18 protein-coding genes are annotated in these 17,278 nt (G+C 72.2%); 10 read left to right on the forward strand and 8 right to left on the reverse strand.

Annotated features, from left to right (window positions below):
• Window positions 1–26 precede the first annotated feature (26 nt).
• Window positions 27–422 (reverse strand): superoxide dismutase, Ni, encoded by a 396-nt coding sequence (gene sodN, locus ABZX40_RS02510; protein ID WP_355740617.1) that lies wholly within the window; start codon window positions 420–422, stop codon window positions 27–29.
• Between the two features lie 142 nt (window positions 423–564).
• On the opposite strand from sodN, the gene sodX reads away from it, so the two are divergent.
• Window positions 565–999: a nickel-type superoxide dismutase maturation protease gene (gene sodX, locus ABZX40_RS02515; protein WP_355740683.1), complete on the forward strand. Its 435-nt coding sequence runs from the start codon at window positions 565–567 to the stop codon at window positions 997–999.
• Here sodX and ABZX40_RS02520 read toward each other — a convergent pair.
• Window positions 882–1,532: a CGNR zinc finger domain-containing protein gene (locus tag ABZX40_RS02520; protein ID WP_355740615.1), complete on the reverse strand. Its 651-nt coding sequence runs from the start codon at window positions 1,530–1,532 to the stop codon at window positions 882–884. The two genes, sodX and ABZX40_RS02520, sit on opposite strands and share 118 nt — an antisense overlap.
• Before the next feature lie 100 nt (window positions 1,533–1,632).
• Here ABZX40_RS02520 and ABZX40_RS02525 point away from each other — a divergent pair, with 100 nt between their 5' ends.
• A complete protein-coding gene (locus ABZX40_RS02525; RefSeq protein ID WP_355740613.1) occupies window positions 1,633–2,397 on the forward strand; it encodes a class I SAM-dependent methyltransferase in 765 nt (254 codons plus the stop codon).
• A gap of 99 nt (window positions 2,398–2,496) precedes the next feature.
• Here ABZX40_RS02525 and ABZX40_RS02530 read toward each other — a convergent pair whose 3' ends face one another.
• Genes ABZX40_RS02530 through ABZX40_RS02540 form a run of 3 tightly spaced genes read right to left on the reverse strand, consistent with a single transcriptional unit; the run spans window position 2,497 to window position 5,225 of the window.
• A complete protein-coding gene (locus tag ABZX40_RS02530) occupies window positions 2,497–3,273 on the reverse strand; it encodes an amino acid ABC transporter ATP-binding protein (RefSeq protein ID WP_355740611.1) in 777 nt (258 codons plus the stop codon).
• Window positions 3,270–4,211 (reverse strand): amino acid ABC transporter permease, encoded by a 942-nt coding sequence (locus ABZX40_RS02535; protein WP_355740609.1) that lies wholly within the window; start codon window positions 4,209–4,211, stop codon window positions 3,270–3,272. The genes ABZX40_RS02530 and ABZX40_RS02535 overlap by 4 nt, the downstream gene beginning before the upstream one ends.
• Before the next feature lie 39 nt (window positions 4,212–4,250).
• Window positions 4,251–5,225 carry an ABC transporter substrate-binding protein gene (locus ABZX40_RS02540; RefSeq protein ID WP_355740607.1) on the reverse strand — a complete coding sequence of 325 codons (975 nt, stop codon included), beginning with the start codon at window positions 5,223–5,225 and terminating at the stop codon, window positions 4,251–4,253.
• 725 nt (window positions 5,226–5,950) lie between these two features.
• Between ABZX40_RS02540 and ABZX40_RS02545 the strand changes: the two genes are divergently transcribed.
• From ABZX40_RS02545 to ABZX40_RS02560, 4 genes are all read left to right on the forward strand, one after another.
• Window positions 5,951–7,135, forward strand: a complete 1,185-nt coding sequence (locus tag ABZX40_RS02545) for an NADP-dependent malic enzyme (RefSeq protein WP_355740681.1) — start codon at window positions 5,951–5,953, stop codon at window positions 7,133–7,135.
• 259 nt (window positions 7,136–7,394) lie between these two features.
• A complete protein-coding gene (locus ABZX40_RS02550; RefSeq protein WP_355740605.1) occupies window positions 7,395–8,357 on the forward strand; it encodes a zinc-binding dehydrogenase in 963 nt (320 codons plus the stop codon).
• A gap of 105 nt (window positions 8,358–8,462) precedes the next feature.
• Window positions 8,463–8,672, forward strand: a complete 210-nt coding sequence (locus ABZX40_RS02555; RefSeq protein ID WP_355740603.1) for an HTH domain-containing protein — start codon at window positions 8,463–8,465, stop codon at window positions 8,670–8,672.
• A complete protein-coding gene (locus ABZX40_RS02560; protein WP_355740679.1) occupies window positions 8,672–9,238 on the forward strand; it encodes a Clp protease N-terminal domain-containing protein in 567 nt (188 codons plus the stop codon). Before ABZX40_RS02555 ends, ABZX40_RS02560 begins: the two co-directional genes overlap by 1 nt.
• 80 nt (window positions 9,239–9,318) lie before the next feature.
• Here ABZX40_RS02560 and ABZX40_RS02565 read toward each other — a convergent pair whose 3' ends face one another.
• Together ABZX40_RS02565 and ABZX40_RS02570 are read right to left on the reverse strand one after the other, a co-directional pair.
• Entirely contained in the window at window positions 9,319–10,401 is a 1,083-nt protein-coding gene (locus ABZX40_RS02565; RefSeq protein ID WP_355740601.1) for a helix-turn-helix transcriptional regulator, read from the reverse strand.
• 1 nt (window position 10,402) lies between these two features.
• Complete coding sequence (locus ABZX40_RS02570) at window positions 10,403–11,407, reverse strand: DUF4097 family beta strand repeat-containing protein (RefSeq protein ID WP_355740600.1); 1,005 nt, start codon at window positions 11,405–11,407, stop codon at window positions 10,403–10,405.
• Window positions 11,408–11,734: 327 nt separating this feature from the next.
• Between ABZX40_RS02570 and ABZX40_RS02575 the strand changes: the two genes are divergently transcribed.
• Window positions 11,735–12,592: a hypothetical protein gene (locus tag ABZX40_RS02575; RefSeq protein WP_355740598.1), complete on the forward strand. Its 858-nt coding sequence runs from the start codon at window positions 11,735–11,737 to the stop codon at window positions 12,590–12,592.
• Window positions 12,593–13,131: 539 nt separating this feature from the next.
• Here ABZX40_RS02575 and ABZX40_RS02580 read toward each other — a convergent pair.
• Window positions 13,132–13,314, reverse strand: coding sequence for a DUF6104 family protein (locus tag ABZX40_RS02580; protein ID WP_353592539.1), 183 nt, complete (start codon window positions 13,312–13,314; stop codon window positions 13,132–13,134).
• A 123-nt stretch (window positions 13,315–13,437) separates the two neighbouring features.
• On the opposite strand from ABZX40_RS02580, the gene ABZX40_RS02585 reads away from it, so the two are divergent.
• From ABZX40_RS02585 to ABZX40_RS02595, 3 genes are all read left to right on the forward strand, one after another.
• Window positions 13,438–13,995, forward strand: a complete 558-nt coding sequence (locus ABZX40_RS02585) for a CU044_2847 family protein (RefSeq protein WP_355740596.1) — start codon at window positions 13,438–13,440, stop codon at window positions 13,993–13,995.
• Window positions 13,988–16,018 carry a trypsin-like peptidase domain-containing protein gene (locus ABZX40_RS02590; protein WP_355740594.1) on the forward strand — a complete coding sequence of 677 codons (2,031 nt, stop codon included), beginning with the start codon at window positions 13,988–13,990 and terminating at the stop codon, window positions 16,016–16,018. The genes ABZX40_RS02585 and ABZX40_RS02590 overlap by 8 nt, the downstream gene beginning before the upstream one ends.
• Window positions 16,019–16,248: 230 nt before the next feature.
• Window positions 16,249–17,277 carry a MoxR family ATPase gene (locus ABZX40_RS02595; RefSeq protein ID WP_355740592.1) on the forward strand — a complete coding sequence of 343 codons (1,029 nt, stop codon included), beginning with the start codon at window positions 16,249–16,251 and terminating at the stop codon, window positions 17,275–17,277.
• The last annotated feature ends 1 nt before the right edge of the window (window position 17,278 follow it).

A 17,278-nucleotide genomic window follows, 5' to 3' on the forward strand; every position in this document is an offset into this window, starting at 1 on the left:
TTGCAGGTCAGGGGCTTGAGGCAAGATCAAGCCTTCTTCGTCTCCCAGAAGATCTTGTCGATCTGGGCGATGTGGTCCAGGGCCTTCTGGCCGGTCGCCGGGTCCGTGGACGCCTTGGCGGCGGAGAGGGCCTTGAGGGTTTCGTTCACGAGCTGGTGCAGCTCGGGGTACTTCTCGAAGTGCGGCGGCTTGAAGTAGTCGCTCCAGAGCACGGAGACATGGTGCTTGGCCAGCTCCGCGCGCTGCTCCTTGATGACAGTGGCGCGGGCCTGGAAGTGCGGGTCGTCGTTGGCGGCCATCTTTTCCTGGACGGCCTTGACCGACTCCGCCTCGATACGGGCCTGGGCCGGGTCGTACACGCCGCAGGGCAGGTCGCAGTGGGCGCTGACCTTCACCTTGGGGGCAAACAGGCGGGAAAGCATGGAGCATTCCTTCCTCGTGATCGTCTTCTCAGGTGGGACATTACTCCCTGGGAGACGGGTTTTCGCGGGTGCCCCCATGGGCTTAGGACAAAAGTCCGGGGTCAGACTGAGACTGGTGGAGAACGACCGGGGAGGTGCCGGGATGCCGGAACTGTCGCAGGAGGGCGAGCGCAGGGGCCTGGTGCTGCCCTTCGGGCTGGCCGAGGTTTCGGGGCCGTCGATGGTGCCCACACTGCGCGACGGGGACCGGCTGGTGGTGCACTACGGCACCCGGGTCAGGCCCGGTGACGTGGTCGTGCTGCGCCATCCGTTCCAGCAGGACCTGCTGGTCGTCAAGCGGGCGGCGGGGCGGCGCGAGGGCGGCTGGTGGGTGCTCGGGGACAACGCGTACGCGGGTGGGGACAGTACGGACTACGGGGTGGTGCCCGAGGAGCTGGTGCTCGGGCGGGTGCGGTTTCGCTACCGGCCGTTCCCCGCGGGCCGGCGGGCGCCGTTCGCGGTGCTGCGATGGGCGGTGTCGGCCGCGCGGCCGGTGCTGTCCGACCGGTCGGCCTCCAGACGCTTGCGGGCCCGGTAGGCGGCCACATTGGCGCGGGTCGCGCAGCGGTCGGAGCAGTAGCGGCGGGAGCGGTTGGTGGAGGTGTCCAGATAGGCGTTGCGGCACGGGGGCGCCTCGCACAGGCCCAGCCGGTCCACGCCGTACTCCGTGAGGTGGAAGGCCAGGCCCATCGCCGCGATGGCGGCATAGCCCGCGGTGGCGTTGGACGGGTGGTCGGCCAGATGCATGTGCCACAGGGGGCGGCCGTCGTCGTCGCGGAAGTCGTGGCCGGAGATCTGGGGGCTGACCGGGAACTCCAGGAGCAGCGAGTTCAGCAGATCGACCGCGAGGGTCTCGTCGCCCGCGTCCGCCGCCTCGAAGACCGACCTCAGCCGGGCGCGGACCGCGCGGAAGCGGGTGACGTCCGCGTCGGTGGCCCGGCGGCCCGCCGACCGGTTGGCGCCGAACAGCTCGCGCACCGCCTCCACCGTGGTCAGGGTGTCCGTGCCCCGCCCGGGTTCCTCGCTGTTCACGAGCCGCACGGCATAGTCCGAGTAATAGGTCAATTCCACTTGTAGTCCTTACGGAGGAGCCTTATGGTCGTGATGCGGTCGGGGTAACAGCCGATCCTGCATCCAGGGTATTACGCGCGGTATGTGACGGAGGGCACCCATGACCGACACCACGGCGACCGGCACCGACTGGCAGGGGTGGCAGCGCAGCTGGGACCGGCAGCAGGAGTGGTACATGCCGGACCGCGAGGAGCGCTTCCGGGTGATGCTGGACATGGTCGAGGCGACCGTCGGCCGCACCCCGCGCGTCCTCGACCTCGCCTGCGGCACCGGCACCATCACCGCCCGCCTCCTCGACCGCCTCCCCGGCGCGGTCAGCACCGGCGTCGATCTCGACCCCGCCCTCCTCGCCATCGCCGAGGGCACCTTCGCCGGCGACGACCGGGTCACCTTCGTCACCGCCGACCTCAAGGACCCGCACTGGCCCACCGCCCTGCCGTACGAGTCCTACGACGCCGTGCTGACCGCCACCGCGCTCCACTGGCTGCACGAGGGCCCCCTCGCCGCCCTCTACGGCCAGGTGGCGGGGCTGGTCCGGGACGGCGGTGTCTTCATGAACGCCGATCACATGATCGACGACACCACCCCCCGGATCAACGCGGCCGAACGCGCGCTGCGCCACGAGCGCATGGAACAGGCCAGGAACGACGGCGCCGTCGACTGGGCCGCCTGGTGGCAGCTCGCCGCCGCCGACCCCGTCCTGGCCGTCCCCACGGCCCGCCGCTTCGAAATCTACGGCGAACACGCCGACGGCGACATGCCCCCGGCGTCCTGGCACGCCCGGACCTTGCGCGAGGCCGGCTTCGGCGAGGCCCGCCCGGTCTGGTGCTCCCCGTCGGACACTCTGCTGCTGGCCCTGAAGTAGGCGGGGCGGAGCGGGCGACGAGCGAACGGTGAAGGGGCGGTACGGGGGGAGATCCCCGTACCGCCCCTTCGGTGCTCCGCCGTCACAGGGCCTTCGCGGTCACAGGACCTTCGACAGGAACGCCTTCGTGCGGTTGTGCTGGGGGTCGGTCAGGACGTCCCTCGGGTTGCCGGACTCGACGACCACACCGCCGTCCATGAAGACCAGGCTGTCGCCGACCTCGCGGGCGAAGCCCATCTCATGGGTGACGACGATCATGGTCATACCGGACTCGGCCAGGTCGCGCATGACGTCGAGGACATCGCCGACCAGCTCCGGGTCCAGGGCGGAGGTGGGCTCGTCGAAGAGCATCAGCTTGGGGTCCATCGCCAGGGCGCGGGCGATGGCGACCCGCTGCTGCTGGCCGCCGGAGAGCTGCGAGGGGTAGTTCCGCGCCTTGTCGGCGAGGCCCACCCGCTCCAGGAGCTGCATCGCCCGCTCCTTGGCCTGGGCCTTGGACACGCCCTTGACCTGCACCGGGGCCTCGATGATGTTCTCGGCGGCGGTCATGTGCGGGAACAGGTTGAAGCGCTGGAAGACCATGCCGATGTCCCGGCGCTTGACCGCGACCTCGCTGTCCTTCAGCTCGTAGAGCTTGTCGCCCTTCTGCCGGTAACCGACCAGCTCGCCGTCGACGTAGAGCCGTCCGGCGTTGATCTTCTCCAGGTGGTTGATACAGCGCAGGAAGGTCGACTTGCCGGAGCCGGAGGGGCCGATCAGGCAGAACACCTCACCGGTGCGGACCTCCAGGTCGATGCCCTTGAGCACCTCCACCGGGCCGAAGGACTTGTGCACGCCCTCGGACTTCACCATGGGGACGGCGGGGTCGTGCGTCATGCCGTGGCTCCCTTCGGGCGGCCGAGTGACAGCAGGTTCCGGCGGATCTTCTGCATCGGGGTCGGCGGCAGCTGCCGGGAGGAGCCCCGGGCGTAGTAGCGCTCCAGGTAGTACTGGCCGACGCTGAAGATCGAGGTCAGCAGCAGATACCAGGCCGCCGCCAGGAACAGCATCTCGGCGGGGGCGCCGGAGGTCTGGCCGATGTCCTGGGCCACCCGGAACAGCTCCGAGTACTGGACGACCGACACCAGCGAGGTCGTCTTCAGCATATTGATGACCTCGTTGCCGGTCGGCGGCACGATCACCCGCATGGCCTGCGGGATCACGATCCGGCGCAGCGTCTTGGACTGGCTCATGCCCAGCGCGTGCGACGCCTCCGTCTGGCCCTCGTCCACCGCCAGCAGACCGGCGCGGCAGATCTCCGCCATGTACGCGGCCTCGTTCAGCCCGAGGCCGAGCAGCGCGGTCAGGAACGGGGTCATGAAGTCCGACCACTCGTCCCGGTAGAACGGGCCGAGGTTGATGAACTCGAAGACCAGGCCCAGGTTGAACCAGACCACCAGCTGCACCAGGACCGGCGTGCCCCGGAAGAACCAGATGTAGAACCAGGCGATCGACGAGGTCACCGGGTTCTTCGACAGCCGCATCACGGCCAGCAGGATGCCGCCGACGATGCCGATCGCCATGGACAGCACGGTCAGCAGCAGCGTCTTGCCGACACCGCTGAGGACCCGGTCGTCGAAGAAGTAGTCGGGGATCGCGCCCCAGTTGATCCGGCCCTGGGAGAAGGCGTAGACGATGGAGCCCAGCAGGGCCAGGGCGACCACGGCGGTGAGGTAGCGGCCGTAGTGACGGACCGGGACGGCCTTGATGGCGTCCGGGCCGGCCGGCGGGGTGCCCGCCGGACGGTCGCCCGTCTTGGAGATGTCAGGAGTCACGCGTGTTGCCTTTCCGCGCCCGCGGTCGTCGGGGCCGGGTCACTTGCCGCCGTTGACGACGGCCTCCGTGACGGCGCCTTCGGTGACGCCCCACTTCTCCAGCACCTTCTGGTACTCGCCGTCCGCGATCACCGCGTCCAGGGCGGCCTGGAGGGCGTCCCGCAGCTGGGTGTTGTCCTTGGCCACCGCGATCCCGTACGGGGCCGCCTCGACCTGCTCGCCGACCAGCTCGAAGTCATTGCCGCCGCCGGAGGTCTGCACGGCGTACGCGGCGACCGGGAAGTCCGAGGAACCGGCGTCGGCGCCGCCGGCCCGCAGCCGGGTCTGGGCCTGCTGGTCGTTGTCGAACGCCTCGATGGTGAGCTTCTCGCCGGACGGGCACTTCTTGGCCTCGGCCTTGGCGAGGTCCTCGGAGACCGTGCCGCGCTGGACGACGAGCTTCTTGCCGCACAGGTCGGCCCAGGTGGTGATCCCCTGGTCGTCGCCCTTCTTGGTGTAGATCGAGACACCCGCGGTGAAGTAGTCGACGAAGTCCACACCCTCACCGACCTTCTTGCCGGTGTCGGCGTCGATGCCCTCCTGGCGGTCCTTGGTGTCGGTCATCGCGGACATGGCGATGTCGTAGCGCTTGGAGCGCAGACCGGTGATCAGGGTGTCGAAGGTGCCGTTCTCGAACTCGAAGGTCACCCCGAGCTGCTTGCCCATCGCCGCGGCGATGTCCGGGTCGATGCCGACCGTCGCACCCGCGTCGTCCTTGAACTCGACCGGGGCGTACGCGATGTCCGAGCCGACCTTGATGACGCCCTTGTCGCGGATCTCCTGGGGCAGCTTGTCGGCCAGCGGGGCCGCCGCGGCGGAGGAGGAGCCGGCGCCGGCGCTCTCCTTGCTCTCCGTACCGCCGCCCTCGGTCTGGTCACCGCAGCCGGTGAGCAGCAGGGCGCCCGCGACCGCGATCGAGCCGACCGCGGCCAGCCGGGAGCGGGCGGTCGTACGACGGATGGTGCTTGCGGTCATGGTGGATTCCTCCGGCGGATGGAGAGGGGTTGCCGTGGGGTCGGGCCGACACATCTCTTCGAGCGTCGCGACCTCGTGTGATGACGGCATCTTGCCATTCGGACTAAGGCATTCAGGGGGGCAGGCATGTCAAAATCGGATAACGGGCCACCCCCGAACCGCACCACTCCGGTACATCACGGCCGGACCTTCTTCAGGAATCCCTGCTTCCGGCCGGAAGATCTTCGGTGATCCCGGTCTTGGGGGCGAGGGCCGGGCGTTCTTTGCCCGCTCTTGCGCTCCGCTCAGGGGATTGATCGGCCCTTGTGGTGATGGTCCCGGTATGCGCGGATGCGGCGGGCCGGTGCCGGACGGCCGCCGGACCCGTGCCGGGCGGCGGGCCGTGATCTTCGCGTGATGCATGTGACCTTCGCGTTATGGACTCGTCCACGGCACCGGTCGTCAGGTATGAAGGTTCTTTACACCCCTCATCCGGGGCTCAAGGGCGCGTGTGCGGCGTGCCCGTCGTGTACGCCCGTACGTATCGCTACGTATCCCTACGCACCACTTGGGTCGTACACGGTCCCGCCCGCCTCTTCGACCAGAGGCGGCCACCCTCAACCATGAACACCTAAGGGGTCAGACACGTGGCAGCGGAGATCGTCAATCCTCGCAGCGCCGGAAACGCCGGACACGCCGGAAGCATCGGAAGCGCGGATCAGGAGGGCGGGAAGCCCCTCGGTTCCCTGGATTCCCTCGATTCCCTGGATTCCCTCGACTCGTTCGATCCGGCGTTCGCGCTGCACCGCGGCGGCAAGATGGCCGTGCAGGCCACGGTGCCGGTGCGCGACAAGGACGACCTGTCCCTCGCGTACACGCCCGGCGTCGCGAAAGTGTGCAGCGCGATCGCCGAGCAGCCGGACCTGGTCAACGACTACACCTGGAAGTCCTCGGTCGTCGCCGTCGTCACCGACGGCACGGCCGTGCTCGGCCTCGGGGACATCGGTCCCGAGGCGTCCCTGCCCGTGATGGAGGGCAAGGCGATCCTGTTCAAGCAGTTCGGCGGGGTGGACGCGGTCCCGATCGCGCTGGCCTGCACGGGCGTGGACGAGATCGTGGAGACCGTGGTCCGGCTCGCGCCGTCCTTCGGCGGGGTGAACCTGGAGGACATCTCGGCGCCCCGCTGCTTCGAGATCGAGCGCAAGCTCCAGGAGCGGCTCGACATCCCCGTCTTCCACGACGACCAGCACGGCACCGCGGTCGTCACGCTGGCGGCCCTGCGCAACGCCGCGCGGCTGAGCGGCAAGGCGCTGGGGGAGCTGCGGGCGGTGATCTCCGGCGCCGGTGCGGCCGGGGTCGCCATCGCCAGGATCCTGATCGACGCCGGGATCGGCGATGTCGCGGTCACCGACCGCCGGGGTGTCGTCTCGGCCGACCGGGACGACCTCACGCCGGTCAAGCGGGAGCTGGCGTCCTTCACCAACAAGGCGGGCCTGAGCGGCTCACTGGAGGGCGCGCTCGCGGGCGCGGACGTCTTCATCGGCGTGTCCGGCGGTACGGTGCCGGAGGCGGCGGTCGCCTCGATGGCGCCGGGCGCGTTCGTGTTCGCCATGGCCAACCCCGACCCCGAGGTGCACCCGGACGTGGCGCACAAGTACGCGGCGGTGGTGGCGACCGGGCGGTCGGACTTCCCCAACCAGATCAACAACGTGCTGGCGTTCCCCGGGATCTTCGCGGGGGCGCTCCAGGTGCGGGCCTCCCGGATCACGGAGGGCATGAAGCTGGCCGCGGCGGAGGCCCTCGCGGGCGTGGTGGGGGACGACCTCTCGGCGTCCTATGTGATCCCCTCTCCCTTCGATGAGCGGGTTGCTCCTGCGGTCACCTCGGCGGTGGCTGCGGCGGCTCGGGCGGATGGGGTTGCGCGGCGCTAGCGCTTTGGCCCCGCCGGTTTGGGCGGGGCCAATCCTTTGCCCACCCACCCACCCGTGCGGGATTGTTTGACGGGGAGCCGTCGCCCCGGGGGTGGGTGGGTGGGGGTGTGCGGGTTGTGTGTGGCTGGGCGCGCAGTTCCCCGCGCCCCTAAAGGCATAAAGGCGGGGCGTTGCTCCGTCGCCTCCTTGTTGGCAAGGGGGGATGTGTCACAGGTTCTCCTGGTGCCCCGGGGTGCGTGGGCGACCTATCGTCGGCGGCATGTTCGCTGTCTACGCCGCCCGTATCGACCGTGACCGACCGCTCGACGGACTGGAGCTGGGGGAGCGGCCCGCTCCCGTGGTGCCGCCGGGGTGGACCGTCGTCGATGTCAGGGCCGCCTCCCTCAACCATCACGACCTCTGGTCCCTGCGCGGCGTCGGTCTCCCGGAGGACCGGCTGCCGATGATCCTCGGCTGTGACGCCGCCGGGGTCGACAGGGACGGCAACGAGGTCGTCCTGCACTCCGTCATCGGCCAGACCGGACACGGCGTCGGCCCCCGGGAGCCCCGCTCCATCCTCACCGAGCGCTACCAGGGCACCTTCGCCGAGCAGGTCGCCGTACCCGTCTGGAATGTGCTGCCCAAGCCCCGGGAGCTGTCCTTCGAGGAGGCCGCCTGTCTGCCCACCGCCTGGCTGACCGCCTACCGGATGCTGTTCACCAACGCCGGGGTGCGGCCGGGGGACTCGGTGCTCGTGCAGGGTGCCGGGGGCGGGGTCGCCACCGCGGCCATCGTGCTCGGCAAGGCCGCCGGGCTGCGGGTCTTCGCCACCAGCCGGGACGAGGCCAAGCGCAAGCGCGCGCTGGAGCTGGGAGCCGTCGAGGCCGTGGAGCCCGGCGCGCGGCTGCCGCAGCGGGTGGACGCGGTCATCGAGACCGTCGGGGCGGCCACCTGGTCCCACTCCGTCAAGTCGCTGCGGCCGGGCGGCACGATCGTCATCTCCGGCGCCACCAGCGGTGACCGGCCCTCGCACGCCGAGCTGACCCGGGTCTTCTTCCTGGAGCTGCGGATCGTCGGCTCCACCATGGGCACCAAGGACGAACTGGAGGACCTGCTCTCCTTCTGCGCCGCGACGGGTGTCCGTCCCGTCATCGACCAGGTGCTGCCGATGGACCGGGCCCGCGAGGGGTTCGAGCGGATGGAGTCGGGCGGGCTGTTCGGGAAGGTGGTGCTTCGGGGGTAGGGGGCGGGGATCCCGTTTTTCCTCTTCTTGCGGGTCCTGGTGGTTCTCATGGCCTTCTTGTCAACGTTGGTTGACGTGTTCGGGGTGTCAATGTAGGTTGACGTCATGACCGAAGCAACGGATCTCGCACAACGGGCCGGTGATCGTGACCCGCGGGTCGGGCTGAGGGCCGTCGCCGCGTTGCGCAGGCTGCTGGAGCAGCTGGAGGCGGTGCAGGTGCGCGGTGCACGCCAGCAGGGGTGGTCGTGGCAGGAGATCGCCGCGGAACTCGGGGTCAGCCGACAGGCCGTGCACAAGAAGTACGGGAGGCGATGATGTTCGAACGGTTCACCAAGGACGCCCGCGCGGTCGTCACCGGCGCGGTCGAGGAGAGCGAGCGGGTGGGGGCCCGGACGGTCGAGACCGAGCATCTGCTGCTCTCCCTCGCCGACCGGCCCGGCGGCAAGGGCGCCTTCGCGCTCGCCGCCCTGGGGGTGGGCGACCGGGGTGAGGCCCTGCGGGCGTCCCTCGCCGACGCGCGGCGCCGCGCCGGGCTCTCCAGGGCCGACGCGGACGCCCTCGCGGGGCTCGGTATCGATGTCGCCGAGATCGTCTCCCGGGTCGAGGAGGCGCACGGCGCCGGTGCGCTCTCCGGCGACCGGCGCGACGGGCGCTGGTGGCGGGGGCACCGCTCCTTCAGCCGCCCCGCCAAGGACGCCCTCGAACAGTCCCTGCGGATCGCCCTCGCCCGGCGCGAGCGCACCATCGGCGACCATCACATCCTGCTCGCGCTCACCACGGGACGCGGGGTCGTCGCCGAGGTGCTCGCCGACCAGGGGGTCACCTTCGAGTCGGTGACACGGGTGCTGGGGGGTGGGGGAGGGGAGCGGGCGGCGGGGTGAGGGGTGGGGGGTGAGGGGGCGGTTCGGGTGAGGGGGCGAGGGGGGCGCCTTCCGGCGCCCCCCTCGCCCCGAGGCCCGCTCTACGCCCCCGGCCCCCTCAGCAACGCCCCGATGTGGGCCGCCGCTGTCGACAGATGGCGGCGGGTGTCGCGAAGTTGGGCCGGGGTGACGCCGTGGTCGCGGGCCGCGTCGCGGATGTCGTCGCGGAAGCGGTCCAGCAGACGGTCCAGGTCACGGGCCGGGTCGCCGGTCGGGGGTTCGTCGGCCCAGGAGGGGCGTTCGGTGGCGGAGGGGCGCTCGGTGCCGGAGGGCGTGTCCTCGGGTGCGGCGTCGTCCTGCTGCGGTACGCGGGCGTCGTCGTGCTCGGGTGTCCGGTCGCCCGGGGTCGTACCGGAGGGCGGCCGTTTGTCCGAGGCGCGGCCGAAGCCGAAGTCGCGGCCGAAGTCCTTGCCGAACTCGCCGAACTCCTTCGCCAGTTCGGTCAGACCCTCCCGGACGCCCGTCGGCCACTCGCCCCGCGTGAAGTGGTCCTGGACCTGCTCCTGCACCCGGCGGGCGATCCGCTGGACCTCCTCCTGCGCCTGTGCGCGCGCCCGGTCCTGCGCCTCCTTGGCCTGCCTTCTGGCCCGCTGCGCCTCCTCCCGCGCCCGCCTGCTCTCGTCCTTGGCCCGCCGCGCCTGTTCCTTCCACTCCTGCTTGACGCGCTGCATCTCCTCCTTGGCGAGCCACGCCTCCTTCTCCTCGGCGGTCGCCGGGCGCGTGGAGTCCCGGCTGTGCCGGGCCTCGTTCGCCGCCGCCTTCATCTCGCGCCGCAGATCACCGGCCGCCCCGCGCACATCCGCCCGGATCTCGGCGGCCAGCTCCGCCACCGACTCCCGGATCTCCAGCTCCAGATCGGCCAGTTCGCCGCTGCGGGCGGCCAGTTCGGCGCGGCCCGCGTCCGTGATGGCGTACACCTTCCGGCCGCCCTCGGTGGTGTGGGTGACCAGGCCCTCGGCCTCCAGCTTGGCCAGCCGGGGATACACCGTGCCCGCCGAGGGCGCGTACAGCCCCTGGAAGCGCTCCTCCAGCAGGCGGATCACCTCGTAGCCGTGGCGCGGGGCCTCGTCGAGCAGCCTCAGCAGATAGAGCCGGAGGCGGCCGTGTGCGAAGACGGGGGGCATGTCAGAGCACCTTCTTGTCAGTCGTGCCGTCGGCCGGACCGGTGTCGTCGCCGGTGTCCTGGCCGGAAACGGCATTCTTCCTCGTGGTGGCCCCCGATGTGTCCTGCGGTGAGTCGTCTCGTGGTGAGTCGTGCTGCGGTGACTCGTCCTGCGGTGGCTCGTACGGCGGTGACTCGTCCTGCGGTTCCCCTGCGTCCTCCTCCGTCGGCGGCCGTCGCAGGAGGGCGATGGAGCCGGAGACCGTCGTCGCCTTCAGCCTGCCGTTGCCCGCGCCGAGCCGGCCGGTGATCCGCTTGGCGCCCCACTGGCCGCCCACCCGCAGATTCTCGAAGGCGTTGGAGACATGCCCGCTCGCGGTGTTGGCCTCCACCTCGGCGTCGGCCGGGTGCGGCAGCCGGATGGCGATCTCGCCGGAGACGCTGGTCAGGCTGATGTCCGTCGGACGGCTCGTCGGGTCCAGATCGACGATCATCGAACCGCTCACCGAGTCCGCCTTCACCGACGAACCCGCCTCCACGACCGTGAGGTCCCCGGAGACCGAGTTGAACCGCAGATCGCCGCTGAGCGCCTGCGCCTCCAGGCTCCCGGAGACCGTGTCGGCCCGCACCGGGCCGGTGAGCCCGACCAGCGTGGCGTCCCCGGAGATGCCCTTGACCTCGGCGCGGCCCTCGATCCCCGACACCACGGCGTTGGCGCTCACCACACCCACCTCGACGCGCGTACGCGTCGGCACCGCCAGCGAGACGACCGCGCTGCGCCGCCAGCCCTTGCGGTCGAGCCACTTCAGAAAGCCCTTCCAGGGGAGGTCCTCGTAGGCCACCGTCAGCGTGCCGTCCTGCTGGGTGACGATGAGGGGCGGGCCGTCGATCCGGGAGATCTCCAGCCGCGCGGAACTCTCGTCGGTCCCCACGACGTTCACGGTTCCACTGACGATGCGTACCTGAAGCTCGCTGACGGGCGTGTCGAAGGTGAGCTTCCTCGGCTCACCGACGGACCACTCGGACATGGTGCGGACCTCCTCGACCGGGCCGGACCGCACGCGCGACCGGACGGGCATGACGGTGGACATCTCATGACGGCACCCGACACGCCATATCGTGTCTCTGGCTATTCACGATATATCGCGGAAACGGAAAGTCAAGACAGTCGCGGATGTGTGATGCGTGGGGCCGGGTGCCGGGTGCCGGGTGCCGGGTGGCGGGTGGCGGCCGGGGCGGGTGGCGGCGAGCCGGGGGCGGGCCGGGGTGTCCCGTTCCGTGTGAGTGAGGGGAGGGCGGAGGGTGGACCGGCGCTGAGACCGCCGAATCGGGCAAATTGCCCTAGCGTGTGAACCATGTCGTCGGAAGATCTCGCGCCGAGCGCCCGCCCCGGCCCCGCCCCCGGCGCCCTGCTGCTCTGCCGCGCCCCCGCCGACTCCGTCGCCCTGGTGGCCGCGCTGCTGCCGGAGCCCCTGCTGCTCACCGCCGCCGGTGAGGGCTGGAGCGTGCTGGTGCCCGAGGGGCGTGCCTGGGCCGACGGCGCGGAACCGGTCGACCGGGTGGCCACCGGGTGGGCCACCGCGCTCGCCGTCGGCGCCCCCTGGCCGGTGCTCGCGCTGTGGTGGGACCGGGACCGCGCCGGGTACGCCCTGGCCTCCGGGTTCCGCCGCCCGGTCGGCTATGTCTGGCTCGCCGACGGCACCCCGGCCGGTGAGGACGAGGCCATGCGCACCTTCGCCGCCCGGCTGGGCCTGGACCCCGTACTGGATGTGCAGTCGCTGGACCGGCTGGCGGAGCCGGACCCGGTGTCCGACGCCCGCGCGCGGCTGCGCGGGCTGCTCGCGGTGCTGTCCCGGGCCGGTGTCGGACTGCCCGCCGGACTCACTCCCGGCGCCCCCACCGCCGATCTGCGCACGGCCCTGCGCGAGGGGCCCGGCGTCCGGCGGATCGACCGCGAGACCCTGCGGGACACCCTGCGCGAGAGCGCCCGCGACGAACTGCACGCCCTCGGGGAGGGGCCCATCGGCCCCTATCTGCCCCTGTCCGGGCGGCCGGAGGCCAGGGTCCTCGCCCTCGCCCAGATCGCCCTCGGCGTCCCCCTCGCCGTCTGGGCCCTGCGCCGCCGCAGCCCCGGCTGGCTCACCGCGAGCGGACTCCTCCTCGCCCACGGCGCGCTCGGACTGGCGTACGACCTCGTCCGGCCCCGCGATTAGGGCGGGTCGGGCGTCGGCGTAGCCGGTTTCCGCCCTGCGGCTACGGCGGACGCCCCCCGGGGGCGTGGCATCCGCCCCCGGTCCCAGGACGGAGGCCCTGGGGCCGGTTTCCGCCCGGCGGCCTGCGCGAACGCCCGTCGAGTCGGTATCCGTCCTGTGGGCGCGGCAGGCGCCGCCTATGACTGGCTTCTGCCCGGTGACGAGGGCGGATTCCCCTGAGGCCGGTATCCGCCCTCCGTGGCTGGGGCGGGCGCCCCTGGAGCGGGTATCCGCCGTCGACCGGCGCGGGCGCCCCCTGGGGCCGACTTTCCCCCACGGCTAAGGCGGACCCCTGTAGCGCTGGCATCCGCCCTCGTGGTCAGGGCAGGTGCAGGTGCCCCTGGGGCCGGTATCCGCGCCTCGACGAGCGCGGGCGCCCCTGGTGTCGGCTTCCGTCCCCGCGGCTACAGCGCACGAACGCAAGCGCCGGAATCCCCCCCCGCGACCCGGGCGCGGGCGGCGCCCCCAGGCACGCTGTCCATCCCCCTACGCCCGCCCGCTCACTCCTCGTCGTCCTCGTCGTCCAGGCGGGCCAGCCATGTCGCCAGGCGTTCCACCGGGACCTCGAAGTCCGGGTTCAGGTCCACGAACGTGCGCAACTGCTCCGCGAGCCATTCGAAGGTGAACTCCTCCTCGCCACGCCGCTTCTCCAGTTCCTCGATGCCTCGGTCGGTGAAATACATGCCTTCAGAATATGCGCCACTTGGCCGGTTAACGGGCTCCCTGCGCCACCGCCCGGAGGGCTAGCCTCGTCGCAGTGCACCAGCCCGCGGAGCCGTACCGGGCGGGCACAGTTCGGGGGAGCCATGGACGAGACGCTGCGCGAGATCACGCTGCCCGGAGGCCAGACCGTACTGGCCCGGGTCACCCCCGCAAAGGGGGCGCGCAAACCCGGTGCATACGGGTCCGACGACCTTGATGTCGGGGTCGGCCGGGGCGGCGGAGCCGTCCGGCTGGAGCAACTCGGCGAGCTGATCGAGGGCGTCGGCGCCTCCGTGCTGGACGCCGCGCTCGCCGCCGCTCCCGACGAGGCCGGCATCACCTTCGGGGTGGAGCTGGTGGCCCGCCCCGGCACGGCGGTCGCCGTGCTCGCCGACGGTGAGGCCAGGACATCCCTCCAGGTCAGCCTGGTCTGGAAGCTCGACGAACGCCGCGCTCACGGCCGAACCCAGCCGGTCGGCACCGGCCCCCGCACCGGCGGCGACAGCGGCCCCCGCACCGGCGGCGACAGCGGCAGCCCCACCGGCCCCGGCACCGGCCCCCGCACCGGCCCCCGCACCGGCCCCCGCACCGGCCCCGGCGGCGGCAGCCGCACCGGCACTACCGGTCCCACCGGCCCGGCCACCCCCTCCGCGGATGCCTGAGAGGCAGGATCTCCGTCTCCGGACCCGGATCGAGAACGCCACCGTCCACTTCCACTCCGCCCGCCCCGGCGACGAGGAGATGTGGGGGAGCGGCTTCCTCGTGGCCCCGGGCTGGGCGCTGACCTGCGCACATGTGCTGCTCGGCAGGATCGGCGCGGCGGGCGGGGACGAGTTCCGGGTCCGGGGCCCCGGGCTGCACGACGGACGGCCCGTCGCCGCCCGGCTGGCCGCCTCCCTCTACGAGGGCGACCTCGGCGCCGAGCGCGACGACTGGACCAGCGTGCCGGTGGAGCAGGACCTCGCGCTGGTGCGGCTGACCGACCCCTCGGTCCGCCATGAGTGCGTCTGGCTCAGCGACCGCTCCGACCACCCCCTCGGCGAGGGCCGGGTCGTCCACGGCTACCGGCCCGCCGACGGCGGCGCCGCCTCCGCCTGGAGCGGCTCGGCCGAGGTCAGCTCCCAGGACGGGCCCTACGGGCTGCGGCTCGGCCCCACCAACACCTTCCCCGAGGGCGTCTCCGGCGGCCCGGTACTGGATTCGGCCACCGGCGCGGTGGTCGCCGTCATCAAGAGCCGGGTCGCCGGGGACACCGGCGGACTGTCCATCGCGGTGTCCCTGATGCGCCGCTTCGAGGAGCACTACCCGGCGATCGTGGCCGCCCACGACGCCTGGCACCACGCCCAGCGCAAGGAGCCGCACAACTGGGTCGGCCGCCAGCTGGAGCTACCCGGCGCCGCCACCCGCGCGGGCGACCACTGGTCCCCGCTGGACCGCCGGACCGCGCTCGCCCTGCTCGCCGAGGTGCCCCCGCCCGACGCCCCGCACACCGTCACCCTGCTGGTGCGCCAGGCGCGCGGCGACGATCCGCCCGGCCGCCCCCATCTCCCCCTCACCTGGCGCGACGGCCACGGGCTGCTCTACGAGGGGGACCAGCCGCAGGGGGCGTTCGTGCTGCTGCGCTATCTGCGGCTGGTCCAGCTCTTCGTCCAGTCCCGCGAGCCCCGGCCGCCGTCCCGTGAACCGGGGTCGCCCGCGTCGGAGTCCGGCGCGGTCCGCCGGCTGGGTGACTGGATCGAGGACCGGCTGGAGCCCGTACCGCCCTCGCTCCACACCACCGTTCTCGACGCCGTCCTGCCCGCCGGGCTCGTGCCGTCCGGGCGGGGCGGGGCGGTCGGGCCGTACCCGGAGCGTCCCGTCGTGCTGCTGGAGCTGGAGCCGCTGGACGACGATCACTCCCGGGTCTACTGGACGCTGCGCGTGGACGACGGCGGCGAGGACAGCGACGTACCGCGGGACGGGGACACCACCGGGCCCGGGGTCGAGCTGGCCCGGCTGCGGTCGGTGATCGCCCGGCCGCTGGCCGCCGCCTTCCGGGCGGTGGACACCCCCGAGCTGCCCGCGCCCCTCGAAGTCGCCCTGGATCCACGGCACTTCGACACCCCGGTGCACGAGTGGCAGATCTACGACTCGGCGCCGCTGTGGGACACCGCGCGCCAGCAACTGCTGGGCGTGCGCCGCCCGGTGGTCATTCGCGACATCGGGCGCCGGGGAGTTCCGGCCGAATCCTGGGAGCGGCGCTGGGAGGGGATGCTCGCCCGTGGACGGCTCACCGCGCGGCCCACGGTCTTCGGGGACGGCGGGGCCGGTGACCAGCACGCCGGGGAGCACGACTTCGCCGGGCTGGGGCCGGGGGAGGTCCCGGTGCAGTGCCGGCGGGCCGGGACCGGGGCCGGGCACCCGGCGATGCGGCGGGTGCTGGACGCCGGGCACGGAGTGGCGCTGTGGCACCACGGTGACCACGCGGGCCCCTGGTGCGGGCCGGGCTGCGACGCACTGCACCGCTCCACCGCGGACTTCCTCGCCGAGGTCGGGCACCCGGCTGAACTCCCCGAGCGCCTGCGCCGTATCAGAGAGCACATCAGCAAGGGCAACGGACGGCACTGGGCCGACACCCTCGCCGTGCTCTACGACGACCCCGCCCGCCCGCTGCCCGCGGAGGACGGGGTGTTCGACGCCCCATGAGTCCGGTAGGGCTCCGGGAGTCCGGTGGGGCTCCTGGGGTCCGGTGGGGCTCCTGAGGTCTGGCGGGGCTCCTGGAATCCGGTGGGGCTTCCGGGACCGCCGCCGTCCCGCTGGCCGAAAAGCAGTGACGTACCCCTCCCCCCTGGGTACGTTCTCAGGGGCCCGTTGTGGGCGCCGCTCACCCTGTCGGCCGTGCCGTGCCATCGACTGTCGAGGCGGAGGAGCGAACCATGAGCAAGTGGCCCGTCTACCGCGGTGAGGGCGTTCCCGCGCGCGAGCGGATAGAGACCCTGCCCGAACCCCCGCGCTGGCGCCGCTTCGACGGCGAACCCTTGGACGACGTCTACCGGGTCCCGCCCCTGGACAGCGCCTCCTCCCGGCGTCTGGGCGACCGCCCGCCGCTGCCGGTGCAGGAGCAGCGGGCCATCGACCTGATCAACGCGGCCCTCTTCCTGCGCCGCCCCCTGCTGGTCACCGGCGACCCCGGCGCGGGCAAGAGCACCCTCGCCCACGCCCTCGCCCATGAGCTGGACCTCGGCCGGGTCCTCCAGTGGCCCATCGTCAGCCGCACCGAACTGCGCACCGGTCTGTACGAGTACGACGCCATCGGGCGGCTCCAGGACGCGCAGGCCCGCCCGGCCGGGCAACCCGAAGAGAGTGACAGCGGCGGTGAGTCCTCCGTCGCCCACTACGTCCGGCTCGGTCCGCTCGGCACCGCGCTGCTGCCGATGCGTCGTCCGCGCGTGCTCCTCGTGGACGAACTGGACAAGAGCGATATCGATCTCCCCAACGACCTGCTGAACGTGCTGGAGGAGGGCGAGTTCGTCATCCCGGCGCTGGAGCGGATCGCCGACCGGCCGGGGCAGCGGACCGTGCGGGTGCTCACCGACGACGGACAGCGCGTGCCCGTCACCGGCGGCCGGGTGCGCTGCCACGCCTTCCCGGTGATCGTGCTGACCAGCAACGGCGAACGCGAGTTCCCGGCGCCCCTGATGCGCCGCTGCATCCATCTCCATCTCGACCCGCCGCGCGGCAAACGGCTCGCCGCGATGGTGCGGGCCCACTTCGGCGACGGCGCCGACGAGGACCACCAGGACCTGGTGGAGCTGTTCACCGCCGACCGGGGCGGGGCACCGCGCCCCACCGACCAACTGCTCAACGCGATCTTCCTCACCCAGGAGGTGGCCCCGCCCGGCAGCCCGCGCCGCACCGAACTCGCCCGGCTGCTGATGGGCTCGCTCGACGCCGGGCAGCGGTAAC

It is taken from the genome of Streptomyces sp. NPDC004610 (assembly GCF_040609715.1).
Classification (GTDB): Bacteria; Actinomycetota; Actinomycetes; order Streptomycetales; family Streptomycetaceae; genus Streptomyces.

Coding starts and splice junctions, on each gene's coding strand:
- sodN (WP_355740617.1), bottom strand. CDS start 422: ATGCTTTCCCGCCTGTTTGCCCCCAAGGTGAAGGTCAGCGCCCACTGC.
- sodX (WP_355740683.1), top strand. CDS start 565: ATGCCGGAACTGTCGCAGGAGGGCGAGCGCAGGGGCCTGGTGCTGCCC.
- ABZX40_RS02525 (WP_355740613.1), top strand. CDS start 1,633: ATGACCGACACCACGGCGACCGGCACCGACTGGCAGGGGTGGCAGCGC.
- ABZX40_RS02530 (WP_355740611.1), bottom strand. CDS start 3,273: ATGACGCACGACCCCGCCGTCCCCATGGTGAAGTCCGAGGGCGTGCAC.
- ABZX40_RS02540 (WP_355740607.1), bottom strand. CDS start 5,225: ATGACCGCAAGCACCATCCGTCGTACGACCGCCCGCTCCCGGCTGGCC.
- ABZX40_RS02550 (WP_355740605.1), top strand. CDS start 7,395: ATGTTCGCTGTCTACGCCGCCCGTATCGACCGTGACCGACCGCTCGAC.
- ABZX40_RS02555 (WP_355740603.1), top strand. CDS start 8,463: ATGACCGAAGCAACGGATCTCGCACAACGGGCCGGTGATCGTGACCCG.
- ABZX40_RS02560 (WP_355740679.1), top strand. CDS start 8,672: ATGTTCGAACGGTTCACCAAGGACGCCCGCGCGGTCGTCACCGGCGCG.
- ABZX40_RS02565 (WP_355740601.1), bottom strand. CDS start 10,401: ATGCCCCCCGTCTTCGCACACGGCCGCCTCCGGCTCTATCTGCTGAGG.
- ABZX40_RS02570 (WP_355740600.1), bottom strand. CDS start 11,407: ATGTCCGAGTGGTCCGTCGGTGAGCCGAGGAAGCTCACCTTCGACACG.
- ABZX40_RS02575 (WP_355740598.1), top strand. CDS start 11,735: ATGTCGTCGGAAGATCTCGCGCCGAGCGCCCGCCCCGGCCCCGCCCCC.
- ABZX40_RS02580 (WP_353592539.1), bottom strand. CDS start 13,314: ATGTATTTCACCGACCGAGGCATCGAGGAACTGGAGAAGCGGCGTGGC.
- ABZX40_RS02585 (WP_355740596.1), top strand. CDS start 13,438: ATGGACGAGACGCTGCGCGAGATCACGCTGCCCGGAGGCCAGACCGTA.
- ABZX40_RS02590 (WP_355740594.1), top strand. CDS start 13,988: ATGCCTGAGAGGCAGGATCTCCGTCTCCGGACCCGGATCGAGAACGCC.
- ABZX40_RS02595 (WP_355740592.1), top strand. CDS start 16,249: ATGAGCAAGTGGCCCGTCTACCGCGGTGAGGGCGTTCCCGCGCGCGAG.